16 protein-coding genes are annotated in these 18,268 nt (G+C 72.5%); 7 read left to right on the forward strand and 9 right to left on the reverse strand.

Annotation, left to right across the window (positions count from 1 at the left end):
• Positions 1-428 precede the first annotated feature (428 nt).
• The 4 genes from DVR05_RS06660 to mtrA form a co-directional block, all read right to left on the reverse strand.
• Positions 429-1,169 (reverse strand): ComF family protein, encoded by a 741-nt coding sequence (locus DVR05_RS06660; RefSeq protein WP_116244910.1) that lies wholly within the window; start codon positions 1,167-1,169, stop codon positions 429-431.
• Between the two features lie 75 nt (positions 1,170-1,244).
• Complete coding sequence (locus DVR05_RS06665; protein ID WP_116244956.1) at positions 1,245-3,116, reverse strand: LpqB family beta-propeller domain-containing protein; 1,872 nt, start codon at positions 3,114-3,116, stop codon at positions 1,245-1,247.
• Positions 3,117-3,154: 38 nt separating this feature from the next.
• The gene (gene mtrB / locus DVR05_RS06670) at positions 3,155-4,999 is read right to left on the reverse strand and encodes an MtrAB system histidine kinase MtrB (RefSeq protein WP_116244911.1); all 1,845 of its coding nucleotides are present in this window, start codon (positions 4,997-4,999) and stop codon (positions 3,155-3,157) included.
• A 16-nt stretch (positions 5,000-5,015) separates the two neighbouring features.
• Positions 5,016-5,693: an MtrAB system response regulator MtrA gene (gene mtrA / locus DVR05_RS06675; protein ID WP_116244912.1), complete on the reverse strand. Its 678-nt coding sequence runs from the start codon at positions 5,691-5,693 to the stop codon at positions 5,016-5,018.
• 452 nt (positions 5,694-6,145) lie between these two features.
• Here mtrA and DVR05_RS06680 point away from each other — a divergent pair, with 452 nt between their 5' ends.
• From DVR05_RS06680 to DVR05_RS06700, 5 genes are read left to right on the forward strand one after another with little or no spacing between them, the layout of a single operon-like run.
• Complete coding sequence (locus DVR05_RS06680) at positions 6,146-7,486, forward strand: glycerophosphoryl diester phosphodiesterase membrane domain-containing protein (protein WP_116244913.1); 1,341 nt, start codon at positions 6,146-6,148, stop codon at positions 7,484-7,486.
• Positions 7,483-8,112: a DUF4129 domain-containing protein gene (locus tag DVR05_RS06685; RefSeq protein WP_116244957.1), complete on the forward strand. Its 630-nt coding sequence runs from the start codon at positions 7,483-7,485 to the stop codon at positions 8,110-8,112. Before DVR05_RS06680 ends, DVR05_RS06685 begins: the two co-directional genes overlap by 4 nt.
• Positions 8,109-9,311: a DUF4350 domain-containing protein gene (locus DVR05_RS06690; RefSeq protein ID WP_116244914.1), complete on the forward strand. Its 1,203-nt coding sequence runs from the start codon at positions 8,109-8,111 to the stop codon at positions 9,309-9,311. Before DVR05_RS06685 ends, DVR05_RS06690 begins: the two co-directional genes overlap by 4 nt.
• A gap of 56 nt (positions 9,312-9,367) precedes the next feature.
• Positions 9,368-10,351 (forward strand): MoxR family ATPase, encoded by a 984-nt coding sequence (locus DVR05_RS06695; RefSeq protein ID WP_116244958.1) that lies wholly within the window; start codon positions 9,368-9,370, stop codon positions 10,349-10,351.
• Positions 10,351-11,652: a DUF58 domain-containing protein gene (locus DVR05_RS06700; protein WP_116244915.1), complete on the forward strand. Its 1,302-nt coding sequence runs from the start codon at positions 10,351-10,353 to the stop codon at positions 11,650-11,652. Before DVR05_RS06695 ends, DVR05_RS06700 begins: the two co-directional genes overlap by 1 nt.
• Before the next feature lie 221 nt (positions 11,653-11,873).
• Here DVR05_RS06700 and DVR05_RS06705 read toward each other — a convergent pair whose 3' ends face one another.
• Positions 11,874-12,203 carry a hypothetical protein gene (locus DVR05_RS06705; protein ID WP_116244916.1) on the reverse strand — a complete coding sequence of 110 codons (330 nt, stop codon included), beginning with the start codon at positions 12,201-12,203 and terminating at the stop codon, positions 11,874-11,876.
• Between the two features lie 326 nt (positions 12,204-12,529).
• Between DVR05_RS06705 and DVR05_RS06710 the strand changes: the two genes are divergently transcribed.
• Positions 12,530-14,539, forward strand: coding sequence for a tetratricopeptide repeat protein (locus tag DVR05_RS06710; protein WP_116244917.1), 2,010 nt, complete (start codon positions 12,530-12,532; stop codon positions 14,537-14,539).
• Positions 14,540-14,546: 7 nt separating this feature from the next.
• On the opposite strand, the gene DVR05_RS06715 is transcribed toward DVR05_RS06710, so the two are convergent.
• Positions 14,547-14,882, reverse strand: a complete 336-nt coding sequence (locus DVR05_RS06715) for a DUF397 domain-containing protein (protein WP_157982395.1) — start codon at positions 14,880-14,882, stop codon at positions 14,547-14,549.
• 59 nt (positions 14,883-14,941) lie between these two features.
• Positions 14,942-15,934, reverse strand: a complete 993-nt coding sequence (locus tag DVR05_RS06720) for a stage II sporulation protein M (protein WP_116244919.1) — start codon at positions 15,932-15,934, stop codon at positions 14,942-14,944.
• Positions 15,935-16,054: 120 nt separating this feature from the next.
• Here DVR05_RS06720 and DVR05_RS06725 point away from each other — a divergent pair, with 120 nt between their 5' ends.
• Positions 16,055-16,876: an RDD family protein gene (locus DVR05_RS06725; protein ID WP_116244920.1), complete on the forward strand. Its 822-nt coding sequence runs from the start codon at positions 16,055-16,057 to the stop codon at positions 16,874-16,876.
• Positions 16,877-16,881: 5 nt separating this feature from the next.
• On the opposite strand, the gene ahcY is transcribed toward DVR05_RS06725, so the two are convergent.
• Entirely contained in the window at positions 16,882-18,147 is a 1,266-nt protein-coding gene (ahcY, locus tag DVR05_RS06730) for an adenosylhomocysteinase (protein WP_116244921.1), read from the reverse strand.
• Between the two features lie 58 nt (positions 18,148-18,205).
• The coding region (locus DVR05_RS27880; protein ID WP_157982398.1) for an adenosylhomocysteinase at positions 18,206-18,268 on the reverse strand (63 nt) is incomplete at its 5' end.

Raw genomic sequence — 18,268 nt, forward strand, 5'->3', positions numbered from 1 at the left:
GACGGCGAACCCCCGCGCAAGGGCATGCCACCCGTCCGGCCGACCTGGTCTTCGTCCCCACATCCGCCTGCTGAGAGTGTCGCCGCTCTTGTCCGCGACTACTGCTCTTCTCCCTGTCATGAGGGACATCGGGACCCTCCGCGGGGCAGGGCTTACCTCTAAGGCGCACCGTGATCGGTCGACGAAAAGTCGCCTTACGTGGGCCGTTTCGCCTGCGCCTGGCATCGGCTTGCCGGAACCGCTCCCCGGTCTCCCCAGGAGCTCGGTCATTCCGGCGCAACCACGGACCCGGACGGGTGCCATACCTGGACCGTAACCTGTCCGGGCGCGTCTGTCAGGTAGCCGGGGCCTCCCCAGGCCCGCCACGGACCCCCCAAACCCCTGCACAGACGGGCTTTTCACCCGTTCACGAGAGCTTCGTAAAACCTTCACCGCTGGTCGGCCCACCAGCGGCCCTCACCGCCCGGAGGAGGGACACGTTCAGCCAGGACCACGGCTCCCACCACCGGCACGTCCGCGCGTCGCAGCGCACGCGTGGCCTCGGCGACCGTCGCCCCCGTGGTGAGCACGTCGTCCACCACCACCGCCCGGAGCCCCGCCATCCCCTCGGACCCGACGTCACGCGGGCCGGCGGAACCGGGATCCGCGACGAAGACGCCCACCCGGTTGACCAGGCGCTCGGCACGCCCCAGGCCGACCTGGGGACGGGACCGGCACCGGTACCGCAGGAGCGGGGCCAGTCGCCCCGAACGGCCGGAGCGGTCCAGGCACGCCTCCGCCAGGCGGGCGACCGGGCCGCCCCGGTGCCACGGCGGCCCCCGTCCGGGGACCGGGACCAGCAGGGTGTCCGGACCGGCCCAGCCCGTCGCCGCGTAGACGGCCGCCAGCCGACCGCCGAGCGGCCCGGCCAGGACGTCGGCCCCGCCCTCCTTGTAGGCGAGCAGGACGCGCCGGTCGTACCCGGCGTAGGGGCCCGCAGCCCAGATCGGGGGGCACCCGGGGCGGGGCGCGCACCGCCGAGGACGCCGGTCGAGCAGGGCGAGACAGTCACCGCACAGAGGTCCGGGCTCCACCGCACAGGCGACGCAGGGCTGGGGCAGCAGCAGGTCCAGCAACGCGGCGAACAGGCGCGTCCACCCGAGCCGGACCCGGCGGATGAGGTCGTCCATACCTCCAGGATCCGCGGGCCGGAGCACGCCCGCCAGACCGCATCCGAACCTGTGGACAACCCGGGACGGGCCGTGTCAGCCGGGGTAGACCGGCGAGGCGCCCTCCACCACGTTCTCCCAGTTCACTCGGTCGTTGGAGAGCCACACGTTGCCGTCCTCGCCGCCCGCGACCAGCGGCTGCCCCGGGGCGCCCGACACGCTCGTCATCCCCGCGACGGGGGCGCCCGCGCTCGCCGGGGGCGTACCGCCGTCCAGGGAGACCAGGAAGGCCTGGTTGGTGCCGCCCTCCCGGCTGCCCAGGACGACCAGCTGGTCCCCCGAGCGCCACGCGAGGTCCGTGACGTCGGCGAGCTCCCCGGCCAGCGTGATGAAGTCGCCGACGGACACGCGTCCGTCCTCGTCCACCACGACGCGGCCGACCTCCAACGCGCGCTCACCGTCGGTCTCGGTCACCACCGCCGCGCGGGTCCCGTCCCGGGAGATACGGAACTCCACCACCGAGCGGTCGTCCAGCTCGGAGACGTCGACCCCCACGACCTCGTCGCCGTCGCGCAGCATCCACAGGGCCGTCGCGCCCGGCTCGGGCGGCGCCTCGGCGGTCAGGCCGTCGGCGGGAGGCTCCGCATCGGGGTCCTCCGGCTCGGCCGGGGCCTGGTCGGCCTCCCCGTCCGTGCCGTCGTCCTCGTCCCCGGCGGGCTTCTCCACCTCCTCGACCACCCACAGGTTCCGGTCCACGTCCCAGGACACCCCGGTGAAGACCCCGTCCGACAGGACCTCCTGGATCTCGGCGTCCGCGCTGGCCAGGCTGGTGACGACCGAGTCACCGCCCACGGTGATCCCGGCGATCGTGCTCTCCTGCATCGACACCGCGAACCGCTCCAGCGCGACGTCACCGGCGCCGAGGGGGCCGGGGACCCGTTCGGCGTCGCTGGGCGCGTCCGGAGCCAGCTCGGACGCCGACCACAGCTGCCCCTCCTGCATGTAGTAGGCGCGCAGCCCGCTCGTGGCGGCACCGGGGCTCACTCTGGCCCAGTGGTCGCTGCCCGGCCGCGGCCGTTCGGCCCGCTCGCCGTCGGCTCCCGGGAAGGCGACCTCGGAACCGTTCACCACCAGGGTGAACTCCTCGACCCCGGGAACCTGGCGCAGCGTCCATGCGATCTGGGCGCCCAGGAGGTACTCGGTCTCCCCCGTCTCCGGCACCCCGCTGACGCGGATCTCGGCGTGCTCCTCGTCCACCTCGGTGACCGTGTTCTCGGGCAGGACCGAGTCCACGGCGGGCGCCAGCCAGTCGGTGGGGCCGCGGACGAGCCTGCGCAGCAGACGGTCGGCCATCTCGTCCGTGGGGCGTACCGGGAGGTAGACCGGGTCCGGCACCAGGGCGGTGTCCTCCCGGTTGTAGTAGTACAGGTTGAACGGGCGGTGGGTGCGCTCCACGTCGAGCTGGCTGAGGATCAGTTCGTCGGGCAGTTCGCTCACGCGCCACTCGCCGTCGGGGTCGCCGTTCTCCCGGACGAGGGTGAAGTGGAAGTCCTCGAGCCTGCCCGAGTCGCTGGGGATGTACTTGCCGTCCTCGTCGATGGTGGCCACCAGGGTGGTGCTCATCCGCACGTTGGTGGTGAGTCCGTCGGAGCCGGGCTCCGAGACCAGGGCCACCGACTCGGAGCCCCCGACCACCTGGACGCTGCCGCTGGGCGACCAGCTCCGGGCGGTCTCCTCGACCATGTAGCTGCGGGCGGCCTCGTGGTCCTCCTCGAAGCTGCCCATGTCCCTGAGGAACCCCCGGACCAGGGCCTCCGGGCTCATGCCCGGTTGGGGTCCGGCGGGCAGGAGACGCACGTAGGCACCGCCTCCGCCGGAGGGGCCGCCACCGTCGCCGGGGATGACGGGGCCGGTCACGGGAACCGTCGCACAGGCGGTCAGCGCCGCGCAGGTCAGGGCGGCGGCCATCGCGGCCCGCGCCCCCCGACAGATCCGGTCCGGTCCGATCACCGCGTCTCCTCCTCAGCCCGGTCGGTGTCCTCCTCCGGTCGGTCACCCCGGTCCGTCTCCGGTCGTTCGCCCCGGTCCGCGCGGTCGGCCCGCTCGGTCGCGCCCCCGACGTCCCTGTCCCCGTAGGCGGAGAAGTTACGGCCCAGCGCGATCTCCGGAGGCACCAGGGGCAGCGGGGACCCGCGCAGCTCGGTACCGGACTTGCGCGGCAGCGACAGGCGGAACTGCGACCCCTGGCCCGGCATGCCCCACGCCTGGAGCCAGCCGCCGTGCAGCTGGGCGTCCTCCTTGGCGATGGACAGACCGAGCCCGGTGCCTCCGGTGGTGCGCACCCGCGCCGGGTCGGCCCGCCAGAAGCGGTCGAAGCACAGGTGCTCCTCCCCCTCCTTGAGCCCGACCCCGTAGTCGCGGACGGCCACGGCCACCGAGTCGCGGTCGCCCGCCGCGGCCACCACGACGTCGCGTCCCTCGCTGTGTTCGATCGCGTTGACCACGAGGTTGCGCAGGATGCGGTTGATCCGGCGGGTGTCGAACTCGGCGACGCAGGGTTCGGCGGGAAGGCGCAGGATGACCTTGATCCCCCGCCGCTCGGCGATCTGCTCAGCGTCGCCGACGGCCTTCATCACGGCGTCGCGGATGTCCGCCGACTCGATTCCGAGGGTCGCCGCCCCGGCGTCGTGGCGGCTGATCTCCAGCAGGTCGCCCAGGAGCTCCTCGAACCGCTCCACCTGGCTCTGGAGCAGCTCCACGGACCGCCGCTGGGTGGGTTCGAACTCCTCGCGGTCGTCGTACAGCAGGTCGCCCGCCATCTTGATGGTGGTCAACGGGGTGCGCAGCTCGTGGGAGACGTCGGAGACGAACTGGCGCTGGAGCTTGGACAGCTCCTCCAGCTCCTGGATCTTCTCCTGAAGGTTGCCCGCCATGTCGTTGAAGGACACGGCCAGCCGCGCCAGGTCGTCCTCGCCCTGCACGGTCATGCGCTCGGCGAGGTCGCCCGAGGCCAGCCGCTCGGCCGAGCGCGCGGCGGAGCGGACCGGGCTCACCACCTGGCGGGTGACGACGAAGGCGATCAGTCCGAGCAGGACCACCAACAGCACGCCCACCAGGGCGACGGTGCGCTGGACCAGGTCGAGGATCTCCTGCTCGTGCTGGAGCGGGAACACGTAGTAGAGCTCGTAGGCGTAGGTCAGCTGACCTCCGACCACGAGTGCGGGCTCGGTGATGCCGTCGTGGGTGATGCTCGTGTACGTGTGGTACTGCTGGTCGGAGTTCTCGGACTGGCGGACCTCGTTGACCAGTCGCTGCGGGACGGCCTCCTCCAGCCGCTCCGGGAACGTGTCGTCGTCGACGGTGGCGTAGCCGTTCTCGCCGCCCACCGAGGGCAGGATGAGCACGCCGTAGAGGCCGGTGTCGCCCCTGCGGTTGGTCAGCTCGCTGGTGATGTCGGTCAGGAGCCGGTCGCGGTCGGCGACGGCGACCTCGTTCTCCCGCAGTTCCTCGATCGCGAAGGTGAGCCCCGCCCGGTGATCGTTGACCGAGGTCTCGATCTTGGCCTCCAGGAGCCCGTTGCGCACCTGGCTGACCAGGATGTACCCCAGCCCGATCATCACGACCAGGGACAGCACCAGGGTCGTGGAGATGACGCGCAGGTGCAGGGAGCGGCGCCAGTTGGTCTGCACACCGCGCACCAGCGCCCGCGCGGCCCGCTGGGCGAAGGTGTAGGCCCTGGTCAGGCCGCTGCTCGTATCGCGTTCCTCGTCTGCGGGCGTCCCTGGAACCGGGGCTGACCTGCCCTCACCGGGGTCGGCCCCCCGGTCCTCCTCGGGTGCGGCTGGCGTCATGGGTGATGGGTCCGGATCAGGCGGTACCGGCCTTGTAACCGACACCGCGGACGGTCACGACGACCTCGGGGTGCTCGGGGTCCTTCTCGATCTTGGCGCGCAGGCGCTGCACGTGGACGTTGACCAGGCGGGTGTCCGCGGCGTGGCGGTAACCCCAGACCTGCTCCAGCAGGACCTCGCGGGTGAACACCTGACGCGGCTTGCGGGCGAGGGCGACCAGCAGGTCGAACTCCAGCGGGGTGAGGCTGATCTGCTCGCCGTCGCGGCGCACGGCGTGCCCGGCGACGTCGATGGTGATGTCCCCGATCTGGAGGACCTCGGGCGCGGGCTCCTCGGTCCGGCGCAGGCGCACACGGACGCGGGCCACGAGCTCCTTGGGCTTGAAGGGCTTGACGATGTAGTCGTCGGCGCCGGACTCCAGACCGAGCACGACGTCGATGGTGTCGCTCTTGGCCGTGAGCATCACGATCGGAACGTTGGACTCGGCGCGGATCTGGCGGCACACGTCGATACCGTCGGCCCCGGGCAGCATCAGGTCCAGGAGCACCAGGTCGGGCTTGGTCTCGCGGAAGGCCTCCAGGGCCTTGTCCCCGTCATGGACGAACGACGGCTCGAACCCCTCACCCCGCAGCACGATGCCGAGCATCTCGGCGAGGGCGAGGTCGTCGTCGACAACCAGTACACGTCCCTTCATAGGTGCGTCCGGCGCCGGGCTCGGACACTCCCTCGCGGGCGGTCCTCGCGGCGCCTACTCCTCTCTCCTGGAACACTCGAGCGGCGGATGTGGGCGGTGCCCGTGTTCCCCGCGCACGGGGAAGGGTGTCCCCTACGCGGGGACCGCGGTCGTCCCCCCAACCTTGCCACCTTCGGACAACGTTGGGAGAGTGGTCGGCGTTTTTCGACCCCTCGGGGCCGGTTTCGGCCAGCGGCGGCGACGACCCGGCTGAGCTGCGCCGGGAACGCTCCCCTCTGAACCGGTTGGTAACAGAAAGCATACAAAAGGAATGAAGTGCCTAGGTTGGGCTCCGAACTGCCACGGGGCCGCCTGAGTGCGGTGCGACCGGCCGGTAGGTTGGGGAGGGGAGCGCGGATCGACAGGGATCCCACTCACGCAGAGTAATCGAACTTCACGGAGGGCGGGGGCAGATGAGCCAGGAGGACGAGCACCGCGACTCTCCGGGGACCGCCCCGGAGGGATCGGAGCGCGAACAGCCCTCCGGCTCCGGAGCGCCCCAGGTCCCCGGAGCGCCCGCGGAGTCCGAAGCGCCCGGAACGTCCGGCGAGGCCGGCGGCTGGTCGGCGCCCGGCCACGGCCCCCGGGGAGCACCCCCCGGCTACGGCCCCCCGGCTGCGGCTCCGGGTTACGCGCCACCGGGTCACACCGCGCCGGGGGCGCCCCCCGGCTACATGCCCCAGGGAGCGCCCCCCGGCCACGTGCCCCAGGGCCACGGGTACCCCGGGCGCCCGGCCGCGCCCAAGCCCGGGGTCGTGCCCCTGCGTCCGATGACCGCGGGCGACCTGCTCAACGGTTCGTTCGCCCTCATCCGGAACAACCCGAAGACCACCGCCGGGCTGGCCATGATCGTCGTCGCGGTCACCAGCGTCATCAGCGCCGTCGGCTTCGGCGGCACCATGCGCGACTACGGCGTCTTCTTCGACCAGGCGCTCAACGACCCGGCCTCCCTCGACCCCGGGGAACCCATCCCGGTGTCCACGTGGTCGATCATCACCACCTACGGCGGAGCCCTCCTCTCCCAGGCCGGATACGTCCTGGTCACCGGCCTGCTCACCGCCGTCGTGGGCCTCGCGGTCCTGGGCCGCAGGCTCACCCCCGGTGAGGCGTGGGCGGCCATCCGCGACCGCGTCTGGACCATCGTGGGTCTGGCCCTGACCCAGCTGCTCATCTACCTCGGCCTGACCCTCGCCACGGCCCTGGTGGGGATCGCCGGTGTGGGGGTCGGAGCCGCCCTGCTCGTGTCCGGGGCCGTCGAGGCCGGGATCGCCGTGATCGTCCTGGCGGTGGCGGCCGTGGTCGCGTGCGTCTGCGTGTTCCTGTGGATCGCGGTCCGCATCCACTTCGCCATGCCGGTCGTCGTCCTGGAGCGGATCGGCGTGTTCGCCTCCCTGGCCCGGTCCTGGCGGCTGACCCGGGGCAGCTGGTGGCGCGTCTTCGGGATCATCCTCCTGACGATGGTCCTCGTCGGCTTCGTCGGCGGACTGCTCACCACCCCGTTCACCGTGGGCTCCCTGGCACTCGTGTTCCTCTTCCCGGTCGCGTCGTGGATGCCGGTCGCCTCGGGCGTGATCATCTACGTCGGCGAGGTCGTGATCAACGCGTTCACCACCCCGTTCGCCGTGGGCGTGGCCACTTTGCTCTACATCGACCTGCGGATGCGGCGCGAGGGCCTGGACCTGCGGCTGCACGAGGCCGCGCGCGCGGGGTACCAGTCCGGCCCGGAGGTCTACCTGCCGGAGTGGCGCGGGTGAGTGCCGTGGTCCCGGCGGAGGTGACGCGGGAGGAGGGGCGCCGACGCGCGGTCGAGGAACTGTCCGACCCGCTGTACGGAGAACAGGCGCCCACGCTCCTCGACCGGATCCGGGAGTGGCTCCTCGACCTCCTGGGCGGGGTGGCCTCGGCGGGCTCGGGCTTCCTCGGCGGATGGGTCGTGCTCGGCCCCCTGCTGGTCCTCCTCGCCGGCCTCCTGGTGTGGCTGATCGTCTACCTGCGGCCGTCGGCGGGCCGCCGCCGCGGCGCCGCCGTCCACGAGGAGGCCCCGCTGTCCGCCGCCGACCACCGCGCCGCCGCCGAACGGCACGAGGCCGCCGGTGAGTTCGCCGCCGCGGTGACCGAGCGGATGCGCGCCATCAGCGTCGCGCTGGAGGACCGGGCCCTGATCACGCCCCGCGTCGGACGGACCGCCACCGAGTTGGCCGAGGAGGCCTCGGCTGTCCTGCCGGGTGAGGCGGGCGGTCTGGCCGAGGGGGCGCGGATCTTCAACGACGTGGCCTACGGTGACCGCCCCGCCACCGCCGAGGCCGCCCGGGCCCTGCGCGAACTGGACGCGCGGCTGGAGTCCGCCCGTCCGGTCCAGGCCGGGGAGGGGGCTCGGTGACCGCCCCCGCCCCGACCGTGTCCCCCGCGCCCGCCGCCCCCCGCCCGGGGTCCGCCGACCCGCGCGGCGGCGGGCCCGCCCGCCTGTGGCGGTCGGTCCGCGTCCCGCTCCTGCTGTTCACCGTGTTCGTCGTGGTGGTGGTCCTGCTCTCGCTCGGCGCCGAGCGGTTCCCCGAGGGGTACCTGGAGCCGGAGAGCGTCTCCCCCGACGGGACGCGGGCCCTGGTGCGCCTGCTGGAGGAGGACGGCGAGGTCGAGATCGCGCGCTCCTCGTCCGACGCGGCCGACGCCGTGTCCGACGCCGGGGACGACGTCGTCCTGCTGGTCTCGCTGGACCACCGGCTGCTGCCCGAGGAGGTGGAGCGGCTCGCGGACCTGGACGTGGACACGGTACTGGTCCAGCCGTCGCTGACCACGCTGTCGGCGTTCGCTCCGGGGGTGGACGTCACGGGCCGGATCGACGAGGGCGCGGCGCTGGTCCCGTCGTGCGACCTGCCCGGGGCCGCCGCGGCGGGCGAGGCCGGTGTCGGCGGCGAGCTGTACACCGCCGCCGGAGACGCCGACGCCATGGGCTGCTACCCCTCGGCCACCGGCGACGCGCTGCTCCGGGTGACCGGTGACGGGGCGACGACCACCGTTCTGGGGACGGGCCACCCCCTGACCAACGGAGCGCTCGCCGGCCACGGGAACGCGGCCCTGGCACTCAACCTGCTGGCCGCGGACGAGGTCGTGTGGCTGCGTCCGGACACCCCCCAGGTGGGCGGCGGCTCCAGCCTGTGGGAGCTGCTCCCGTCGGGGGTGCGGTGGTCGGTGGTGCCGCTGGTCGCGACGCTGGGGCTGCTCGCCGTGTGGCGCGGGCGCCGGATGGGGGCGCTCGTGCCCGAGGCGCTGCCGGTCGTCGTCCGCGCCGCGGAGACCACCGAGGGCCGTGCCGGGCTGTACCAGTCCCACCGCGCCCGGGACCGTGCGGCCGACGCGCTGCGGCGGGGGTTCCGGGAGCGGGCGGCGCCCAAACTCGGACTCGACCCGGACGCCTCCCCCGAGGCCGTCGTGGCCGCCGTGGCCGCGCGGACCGGTGACGACGCCGTGCGGCTGCGGGGCGTGATCTACGGCGATCGGCCCGACCCGTTCACCGCCGACGACCGGTCGCTGGTCCGGCTCGCCGACGAACTGGACGAACGCACCCGGAAACTGCGGTGACCCGGGCGGAACCGGACCCGCGACAGACCATCGAGGAACCGAGAGAGGTAGACGGCGTGAGCGCCTTCACATCCGAGGGACTGCCCTCCGCCGACGAGGCGAGAGCGGCCCTGACCGCCCTGCGCCAGGAGGTCGGCAAGGCGGTCGTGGGCCAGGACGAGACGGTGACCGCTCTGGTCGTGGCGCTGCTGTGCCGTGGCCACGTCCTGATGGAGGGGGTTCCGGGCGTCGCCAAGACGCTGCTGGTGCGCGCCGTGTCGGCGGCCCTGTCCCTGGACCACAAGCGGGTGCAGTTCACCCCGGACCTGATGCCGGGGGACGTGACGGGTTCGCTCGTCTACGACCAGCACACGGCGAAGTTCGAGTTCATGAGGGGGCCGGTCTTCACCAACCTGCTGCTGGCCGACGAGATCAACCGGACCCCGCCCAAGACGCAGGCGTCGCTGCTGGAGGCGATGGAGGAGCGGCAGGTGACGGTCGAGGGCGACCCGGTGGCGCTGCCGGAGCCGTTCATGGTCGCCGCGACGCAGAACCCGGTGGAGTACGAGGGCACCTACCCGCTGCCCGAGGCCCAGCTGGACCGGTTCCTGCTCAAGGTGACGATCCCGCTGCCGGAGCGCACGGCCGAGGTCGAGATGCTGGGCCGCCACGCGGCCGGTTTCGACCCGGCTGACCTGGCCGCCGCCGGGGTGGCCCCGGTCGCCGGGACCGCCGAGCTGCGCGCCGCCCGGTCGGCCGTGGAGGGGGTCCGGGTCGCGCCCGAGGTGTTGGGCTACATCGTGGACCTGTGCCGGGCGACCCGCCAGTCACCCTCGCTCCAGCTCGGGGCGTCCCCGCGCGGCGCGACGGCGCTGCTGCGGACCAGCCGCGCGTGGGCGTGGCTGACGGGGCGCGACTACGTGACCCCGGACGACGTGAAGGCGCTGGCCAAGGGCACGCTGCGGCACCGGGTGTCGCTGCGTCCGGAGGCCGAGCTGGAGGGCGCGACGACCGACGGAATCCTGGACGGTGTGCTCGCCTCCGTCCCGGTGCCGCGCTGATGGCGGTCACCGGACGGGCGGTCGTCGTCGCGGTGCTCGCGGTGGTGGCGGTGGCGATCTCCGGGGTCATGGGCGCCTGGGTGACCGCGATCGCGCTGGGGGCGCTGGTCGCGCTGCTCGCGGCGGACGTGGCCCTGGCGGCGAGCCCGAGGGCGATGCGGCTGTCCCGGGAGGGGGACACGACCCTGCGCCTGGGCGACTCGGCGACGGTGCACCTGGTGCTGGCCAACCCGACCCGGCGCACGCTGCGAGGGTGGGTACGCGACGCCTGGCCGCCGAGTGCGAACGCGGCTCCGCGGACGGCGCCGGTGCGGGTGGACACGGGTGAGCGGCGGCGGCTGACGACCACGCTGACCCCGACGCGTCGCGGCGACGCGCGCGCGGCGGGGGTGACCGTGCGCAGCATCGGTCCGATGGGGCTGGCGGGACGGCAGCGGACGCTGTCGGCGGAGTGGACGGTGCGGACGCTGCCGCCGTTCCACAGCCGCCGCCACCTGCCGGGAAAGCTGTCGCGGCTGCGAGAGCTGGAGGGCCAGCACACCGCGATGGTGCGGGGCCAGGGCAGCGAGTTCGACTCGCTGCGCGACTACGTCCCCGGTGACGACGTCCGGTCGATCGACTGGCGGGCGACCGCGCGGGGCGACGGCGTGGTGGTGCGCACGTGGCGGCCCGAACGGGACCGGCGCATCCTCATCGTGCTCGACACCGGGCGGACGTCGGCGGGGCGGGTCGGCGACACCCCGCGACTGGACCACTCGATGGACGCGGCGCTGCTGCTGGCGGCGCTGGCGGGCAAGGCCGGTGACCGGGTGGACTTCCTGGCCTACGACCGGAGGATCCGCGCGCAGGTGCGCTCGTCGGGCAAGGGCAGCCAGGTGGCGCGGATCGTGGAGGCGATGGCGCCGCTGGAGGCGGAGCTGCTGGAGTCGGACCCGGCGGGGATGGTGTCGACCGTCCTGGGCACGCAGGGGAAGGCGCGGCGCCTGGTGGTGCTGTTGACGGACCTGAACGCGACGGCCCTGGAGGAGGGTCTGCTGCCGAAGCTGGGCGCGTTGACGTCGCGCCACCTGGTGATGGTCGCGGCGGTGACCGACCCGGCCGTGGGGGCGATGGCGGCCGAGCGCGGCGGCGCGGACGCGCTGTACCGGGCGGCCGCCGCCGAGCGGACGCTGAGCGGGCGGCGGAGGGTCACGGCGGAGCTGCGCCGGATGGGTGTGGAGGTGGTCGACGCCGACCCGGAGCACATCGCTCCGGCGCTCGCGGACGCCTACATCAACCTCAAGGCCCAGGGGCGGTTGTAGGGCGGGGGCGTTCCCGACGCGGAACGGGTCACCACGCGTCCGGGCCGCCGGGTTCGCGTGCGATCCGGGCGAGTTCGGCCCGATCCGCGCTGTCGCGCCTCAGGCGATCGGCGTCCGCCTGTGTCCGGGCGTACCGCCGCGCAATCTCCGTGCGTTCGTGTTCTGCGCGTCCGTCCGGACGAAAGCCGACCATCGCCGTACGGGCATGGTGACACAGCGTGTCACACGACGTTCGTGGGTTGGGGAGCCGCGGAGTCCGGGCATCGGGCGTCAGGGGCGGTGAGCAGGCGTCCGTGTGGACCCTGTCTGGTGGAGACGCGGGTTCCGGCGGCCACGCGGGAGACCGCCCCCGCGAACGCCTCGGCCATACGGGTCGGGGTGTGGGCGCGTAGGGAACGTTGGAGCGTGCGCGTGTGCTCGACCGTGCGGTCGTGGTCGGCGATGAGCTCGGCGATCGCCCGGGCGAGGACGCGGTGCCGGGGTCCGGTGTCCGGCCGGTCCGACCCCATGCGGTTGCCGTTGGCGGAGAGGGAGCCGCCGTCCTCGGTCACGAACCGGTGGCCGGTGTTCCCGGCGATTCCTCCGGGCTCCGAGAGCAGTTCGGCGAACCCGTTCCCGTTGCCTCGGGCGACGACGAGGAACGGTGTGCCGTGTGCGGCGCACTCCCCACAAGTGGTTTCGGCAGCACTGTAGGACGACTTCCGCCACTGCCGTCTGGTGGAGTCCGTTCCTCTTCCCACTGATGCTCGGGCAATCCGAAGCGAACCCAGTCCCAGTTCCCGGTTCATAACAGTGCTAATGGTCCGTATCCAGCCATACTGCACATCAGTATCAAATCGACTCCCACTCCGAACGGCATCGCGGGCAGTATGGGGGCATGGTTCCTCCCCCCGACGCCCACGAGAACTCCTCCCGCGGGACCGTGTACGGTCAACTGGTGCAGGCCAAGGACATCCACGGCGGCGTGACGATCAACATGCCATCCGCCCCGACCCCGCCGTCATCGGACGTGTCCCTGGACCCGCCCCGGCTCGCGACCGCCATACGCGGGCGCGACGATCTGCTGAACACACTCGGCGAAGCCATGCAAGCCGGGGCGCCCGTCCCCCACATCCTCACGGGTCCCGGCGGCTTCGGTAAGACCACCGTGGCCGCCGCCCTCGCCGAGCGTGCGCGCACCGACGGATGGACGGTGTTCTGGGTCCGGCCCGGCAACATCACGGCAAGCATGCTGGAGGCCGCCGTGGAGTTGGGCGGCTCCCGGGAGGAGGCCGAGCGGGTACGGCCGACCCGGCGCCAGGCGGCGCGGTGGGTGTGGCGTCACCTCGATGAAGCGCCCCGGCCGTGGCTACTGGTCATCGACAACGCGGACCGGCCCGAGGAACTGGACCCGGACAACAGGGTCGGGGACCAGTTGGGATGGATGAGGGCGAGTCCGGGCGGGTTCGTCCTCGTGACGAGTCGGGTCGACGATCCCGCCCTCTGGTCCCCGGCCGAGGTGCACCGCGTCGGTGAGCTGGATACCCGCTCCGCCACCACGGCCCTCGCCGACCACGCGGGCCTTCCCGACCTTCCCGGAGCCGACGTGTTGGCCGAACGTCTTGGCGGCGTACCGCTGGCTCTCCACCTCGCCGGACGCATCCTGGCCACCCACCGAGTGGTGTTCCCCGACGCGCACGCGCTGCTGGACCGGCTCTCCTCGGACATCGGGTCCCTGGACGACCTGGCCGCGCCCTTCATAGTGGGAACCGACGTGGATAGAAGACTACTGTCCGGTGTCTGGGAGCTGTCCCTCCGCCTGGTCGCGGAGAAGGACGTGTACGCGGCCCCGTTGCTGCGTCTGCTCGCCGTCCTGGGCCCCGAGGCCGCAGAGGTTCCGCTCAGGAGGCTCCCATTGTCGGAGCTGGGCAACGGCTCCTTCAGCGGGCTCGACGAGGCAGCGTTCGCCCGAACCATCAACGCACTCGTCATCCATGGACTGGTCACCGTGACCACGCGCCAGAACGAGACGTCACTCCGGCTCCACCCGCTCGTCTCCGAGACCCTCCGCGCCGGGTTCACGAGGGACAACGTCCCCCTCCTGAGAAAGGCGGAGCAACTCCTGGACTGGTGGCGCGGCAGAAACCTCCGCATGGAGTCCATGAGCTACTGGGCGCTCAGCCGACTGTACGCGCGGCTGACTCCGGACCAGCCCCAGGCGGCCGTGGTCATGTCCATCGCGGCCGTCCGCGCCCTTATCCACCTCGGGGAATTCGACGAGTCAGCGAGGATCTTCGCGCGACTCGTCTCGACAGCGGAGAACAGCCTCGGGGGCACACATCCGGTCACGCTCACGGCCCGGCACCACCTGGCCGAGGCGCTCCAGAAGGCCGACAGACTGGACGAGGCCGAGGCGATCCACCTCGACGTGCTCGCGATCCGCGAGGAGACCCTCGGGGAGGACCACCCCGCCGTTCTCGACAGCCGCCACCAGTTGGCCATGATCCACGGCATGCGTGGCGACTGGGAGGCGGCGGAGGCCGAGTCACGTGCGGTGCTCGAGGCTCGCATGCGCCAGGACGGTCCTGAGCACCGCGCGACGCAAGCGGCCATGGAGAACCTGGCCTTCGTCATCATGAGTCTCGGCGACCTGACATCGGCCGAGTCGATGTTCCGCGAGGTGTGGAAGATTCGCACCCGTGTGTGGGGCGAACAGCACCCCCTGACCGCGCAAACGGAGTTCTACGTCGGCTGGAACCTCCTCGAACAGGGCAACGCCCGCCTAGCCCGGGACGCGTTTGAGCACGCCCTCCTCGTGTGGACGCGAACCCTCGGGTCGGACCACCCCGACACCCGACTGGCTCGCGAGAAACGTGACGAGGCGTCCCGGCGGCTCGGCGAGACATGAACCAGCCTCAGCCCGCCTGTGCCGTCACCCGCCGCACGAAGCCCATCCACTCGACCGCACCGAAGCTCAGCACGGCTCCGTCCGGATGCATCGAGTCCCTGAGGAGCAGGACAGTCCTGTCGGCGAGGGAGGTCTCAACGCAGTTGGCCGTCCTGTAGCTACTGTGCGTGCTCTTGAACCAGACTGGTGCCCTCTTGGCCAGGCGGGCTTCCAGACATTCACCCACGTACGAACTGTGCCTGCTCTTGCGCCAACCCGCCGCCGAGGCCAGCGAGGCCTCCACGCACGCGCCCACGTACGAACTGTGTCTGCTCTTGAACCAGCGGGGAGTCTGTTCGTCCATACGGCCGATGCTGGCACAGGAACCCCGGTGCCGCCGGGGTTTTCCGGTCTCCAGCCGGATCACGCCACCGGCACGGCCTGTGGCGCGTTCTCCAGTTCCCCCGTCTCGCCCTTCTCGTGCGCCCACTTCCCCAGCGTGTACACGTAGACCAGGAACAGCGCCTCGGCGACCACTCCGATGCCGATCCGCAGCCACACGGTCTCCACCCACCCGGTCACGAAGCCCTCGATGAGCCCGGAGACGAACAGCACCACCACGAGTCCCAGCACCACCGCGACGGCCGCCCGACCCTCCTCGCCCAGCGCGCGCAACCTGGTCCGGTCGCCCGGGGCGATGATCGTCCAGCCCAGTTTGAGGCCGACACCGCCCGCCACGAACACCGCCGTCAGCTCCAGCAGCCCGTGCGGCAGGATCAGTCCGAAGAACACGTCCCCCCGGCCGTTGGCGATCATCATCCCGGCGACCTGTCCCACGCTCACCGCGTTGACCGCCAACACGTACAGGGTCGGCAACCCCAGGAACGCCCCGTAGACGATCGCCTGCGCCGCGACCCACGCGTTGTTGGTCCACACCCGCGCCGCGAACGACCCGGCGGGGTTCTCCACGTAGTAGTTGGCGAACTCGTGGTCGACGTACCGCGCCATGTCCTCCGGGGTGCCCACCGCGTACAGCGCCTCCGGGCTGGTGACCAGCCACGTCGCCGTCGCCGCGGACACCGTCACCGTGCCCACCGTCACCGCGATCCACCACCACCGCAGCCGGTACAGCACGGCGGGGAACACCCGGGTGAAGAACCCGGCCACGTCCCGCCAGGCGGAGGCGTGCGAACCGGTCACCGCCGAACGCGCTCGGGCCACCAGCGCCGACAGCCGACCCACCAACGCCGGATCCTGCCCGGCGGAACGCACCACCGACAGGTGTGTGGAGACCCTCTGGTAGAGGTCGACCAACTCGTCGATCTCCTCACCGGACAGCCGTCGGCGGCGGCTCACCAGACGCTCCAGCCGTTCCCACTCCGGGGCGTGCGTCGCCGCGAACACGTCGATATCCACGCATGAGACCCTACTCGGTCGGCGCACCGGCCCCGCTCCCGCGGCGACCGTGCCCGTGATGTCCGGGAACCGCAGGTGGCGGTAGTGTCGGAGGACAAGGTTCGCAGTTCGAGGGAGCGTGTGCAGGTGTCCCATCCCGGCGGCGAGGCCCGCGAGGACGTGTTCGGCACGACTCCGCTGGTCACGGGCGACGCGGTGGTGCTCGACCTGCGTCCGGCGGGGTTCGCGACCCGCGCCGCGGCGCTGGCTCTGGACGTCGTCCTCCAGCTCTTCCTCCTGGCCGCCGTGGCCGTGGCCGTGACCTGGATCGGCACGGGCCTCGACCCCGCCGCCACGGCGGCGTTCTCCACCGCGGCGGTCGTCCTCATCATCGTCGGCTACCCCACGGCCTTCGAGACCATCTCCCGCGGCCGTTCCCTCGGCAAGCTGGCGATGGGGCTGCGCGTGGTCGGCACCGACGGCTCCCCCGTCCGGTTCCGCCAGGCCCTGGCCCGCGCGTTGGCCGGGTTCCTGGAGATCTGGCTGACGACCGGCGTCATCGCCCTGTTCACGTCGATGGTCAACCGCGACGGCCGCCGCGTGGGCGACTTCGTCGCGGGGACGATGGTCGTCGAGGAACGCACCGGAGGCAGCCGCCAGGAGTTCATCCCGATGCCCCCGTACCTGGCCGCCTGGGCCGCGAGCGCCGAACTGTCCCGGCTCTCACCGGAGACCGCCGCCTCCGCCCGCCAGTACGTCCTGCGCTACGGGGAGCTGGCCGAGCACACCCGCCACGAGATGGGTGTCCGCCTGGCGGACGCGGTGGCCGCGCAGATCAGCCCGCCACCGCCGCCGGGGACCGCCCCGCCGCACTTCCTGGCCGCGGTGCTCGCCGAACGCCGCCGCAGGCACGAGGAGGCCGCCTGGCGCGACGGCGCCACCGGGCGCCGCGCCACCGGCTGACCCGGTCAGGGATGCCAGGAGCGCAGGTAGGCGTCCTGTTCGGGGGTGAGCGCGTCGATGCGGACCCCCAGCTCCGCCAGTTCGAGCCTGGCCACCTCGGTGTCGGTCTCCTGGGGCACCTCCACCACGCCGGGTTCCAGGTCCGCGTGGTTGCGGGCCAGCCACTCCGTGGTCAGCGCCTGCACGGCGAAGGACATGTCCATGACGGCGGCCGGGTGCCCCTCCGCGGCGCCGAGGTTGACCAGCCGCCCCTCGGAGAGCAGCAGCACGCGGCGGCCGTCGGCGAAAACGTACTCGTCCGCCTGCTCACGCACCCCGCGGTTCACCTCGACCGCCAACCGCTCCAGCGCCACCAGGTCGATCTCCAGGTCGAAGTGGCCGGAGTTGGCCAGGATCGCCCCGTCGCGCATCCGCTCCAGGTGCTCGGCGCGGACGACGTCGCGGTTGCCGGTCACGGTGACGAACACGTCCCCGAGCGGCGCCGCCTCGTTCATGGTGGTGACCGTGTACCCCTGCATGACGGCGTCCAGGGCCTTGACCGGGTCGACCTCGGTGACCACGACGCGGGCGCCCATGCCCCGGGCGCGCTCGGCGAGGCCGCGACCGCAGTAGCCGAACCCGGCCACGACGACGGTCCGCCCGGCGAGCATCGCGTTCGTGGCCCGCAGGATGCCGTCTATCGTCGACTGCCCCGTGCCGTACCGGTTGTCGAACATGCGCTTGGTGGCCGTGTCGTTGACCGCGACCATCGGCAGCCGCAGCTCTCCCGCCGCGCTCATGCGACGCAGCCGGATCACCCCGGTCGTGGTCTGCTCGCACCCGCCCAGCACCCCCTCCATGAGGTCCGGGCGGGCCGCGTGCACCGTGTTCACGAGGTCGCAGCCGTCGTCGAGGAGCAGGTGGGGCCGTGCCTCCAGGACGGTGACCAGGTTGCGGTCGTAGGCCTCCGGGTCCATCCCCGCCCACGCGTGGACCGCCACACCGTACTCGGTGACCAGGGCGGCGGCCGTGTCGTCCTGGGTGGACAGGGGGTTGGAGGCGGCCAGCCAGACCTCGGCGCCGCCCGCGCGCAGCACACGCAGCAGGTTCGCCGTCTCGGCGGTCACGTGCAGGCACGCGGCGACGCGCAGGCCGTCGAGGGGCCGGTCCCGGGCGAACCGCTCACGCACGCTGCGCAGCACGGGCATCGAGCGTTCCGCCCAGTCCACCCTGCGCACCCCGGCGGCGGAGAGGCCGAGGTCCGCCACCTCGTGCGAGGGAACAGTGCTCACAGCTTCACTCTCTCGTGGGCCGGGCCGGGGAGCGCGCTCCCCGGCCCGGCGCGCACCGCTAGTACCGGTAGTGGTCGGGCTTGTAGGGGCCCTCGACGTCCACGCCGATGTAGGCGGCCTG

The sequence above is a fragment of the Nocardiopsis sp. FIRDI 009 genome, assembly GCF_003386285.1.
Classification (GTDB): domain Bacteria; phylum Actinomycetota; class Actinomycetes; order Streptosporangiales; family Streptosporangiaceae; genus Nocardiopsis.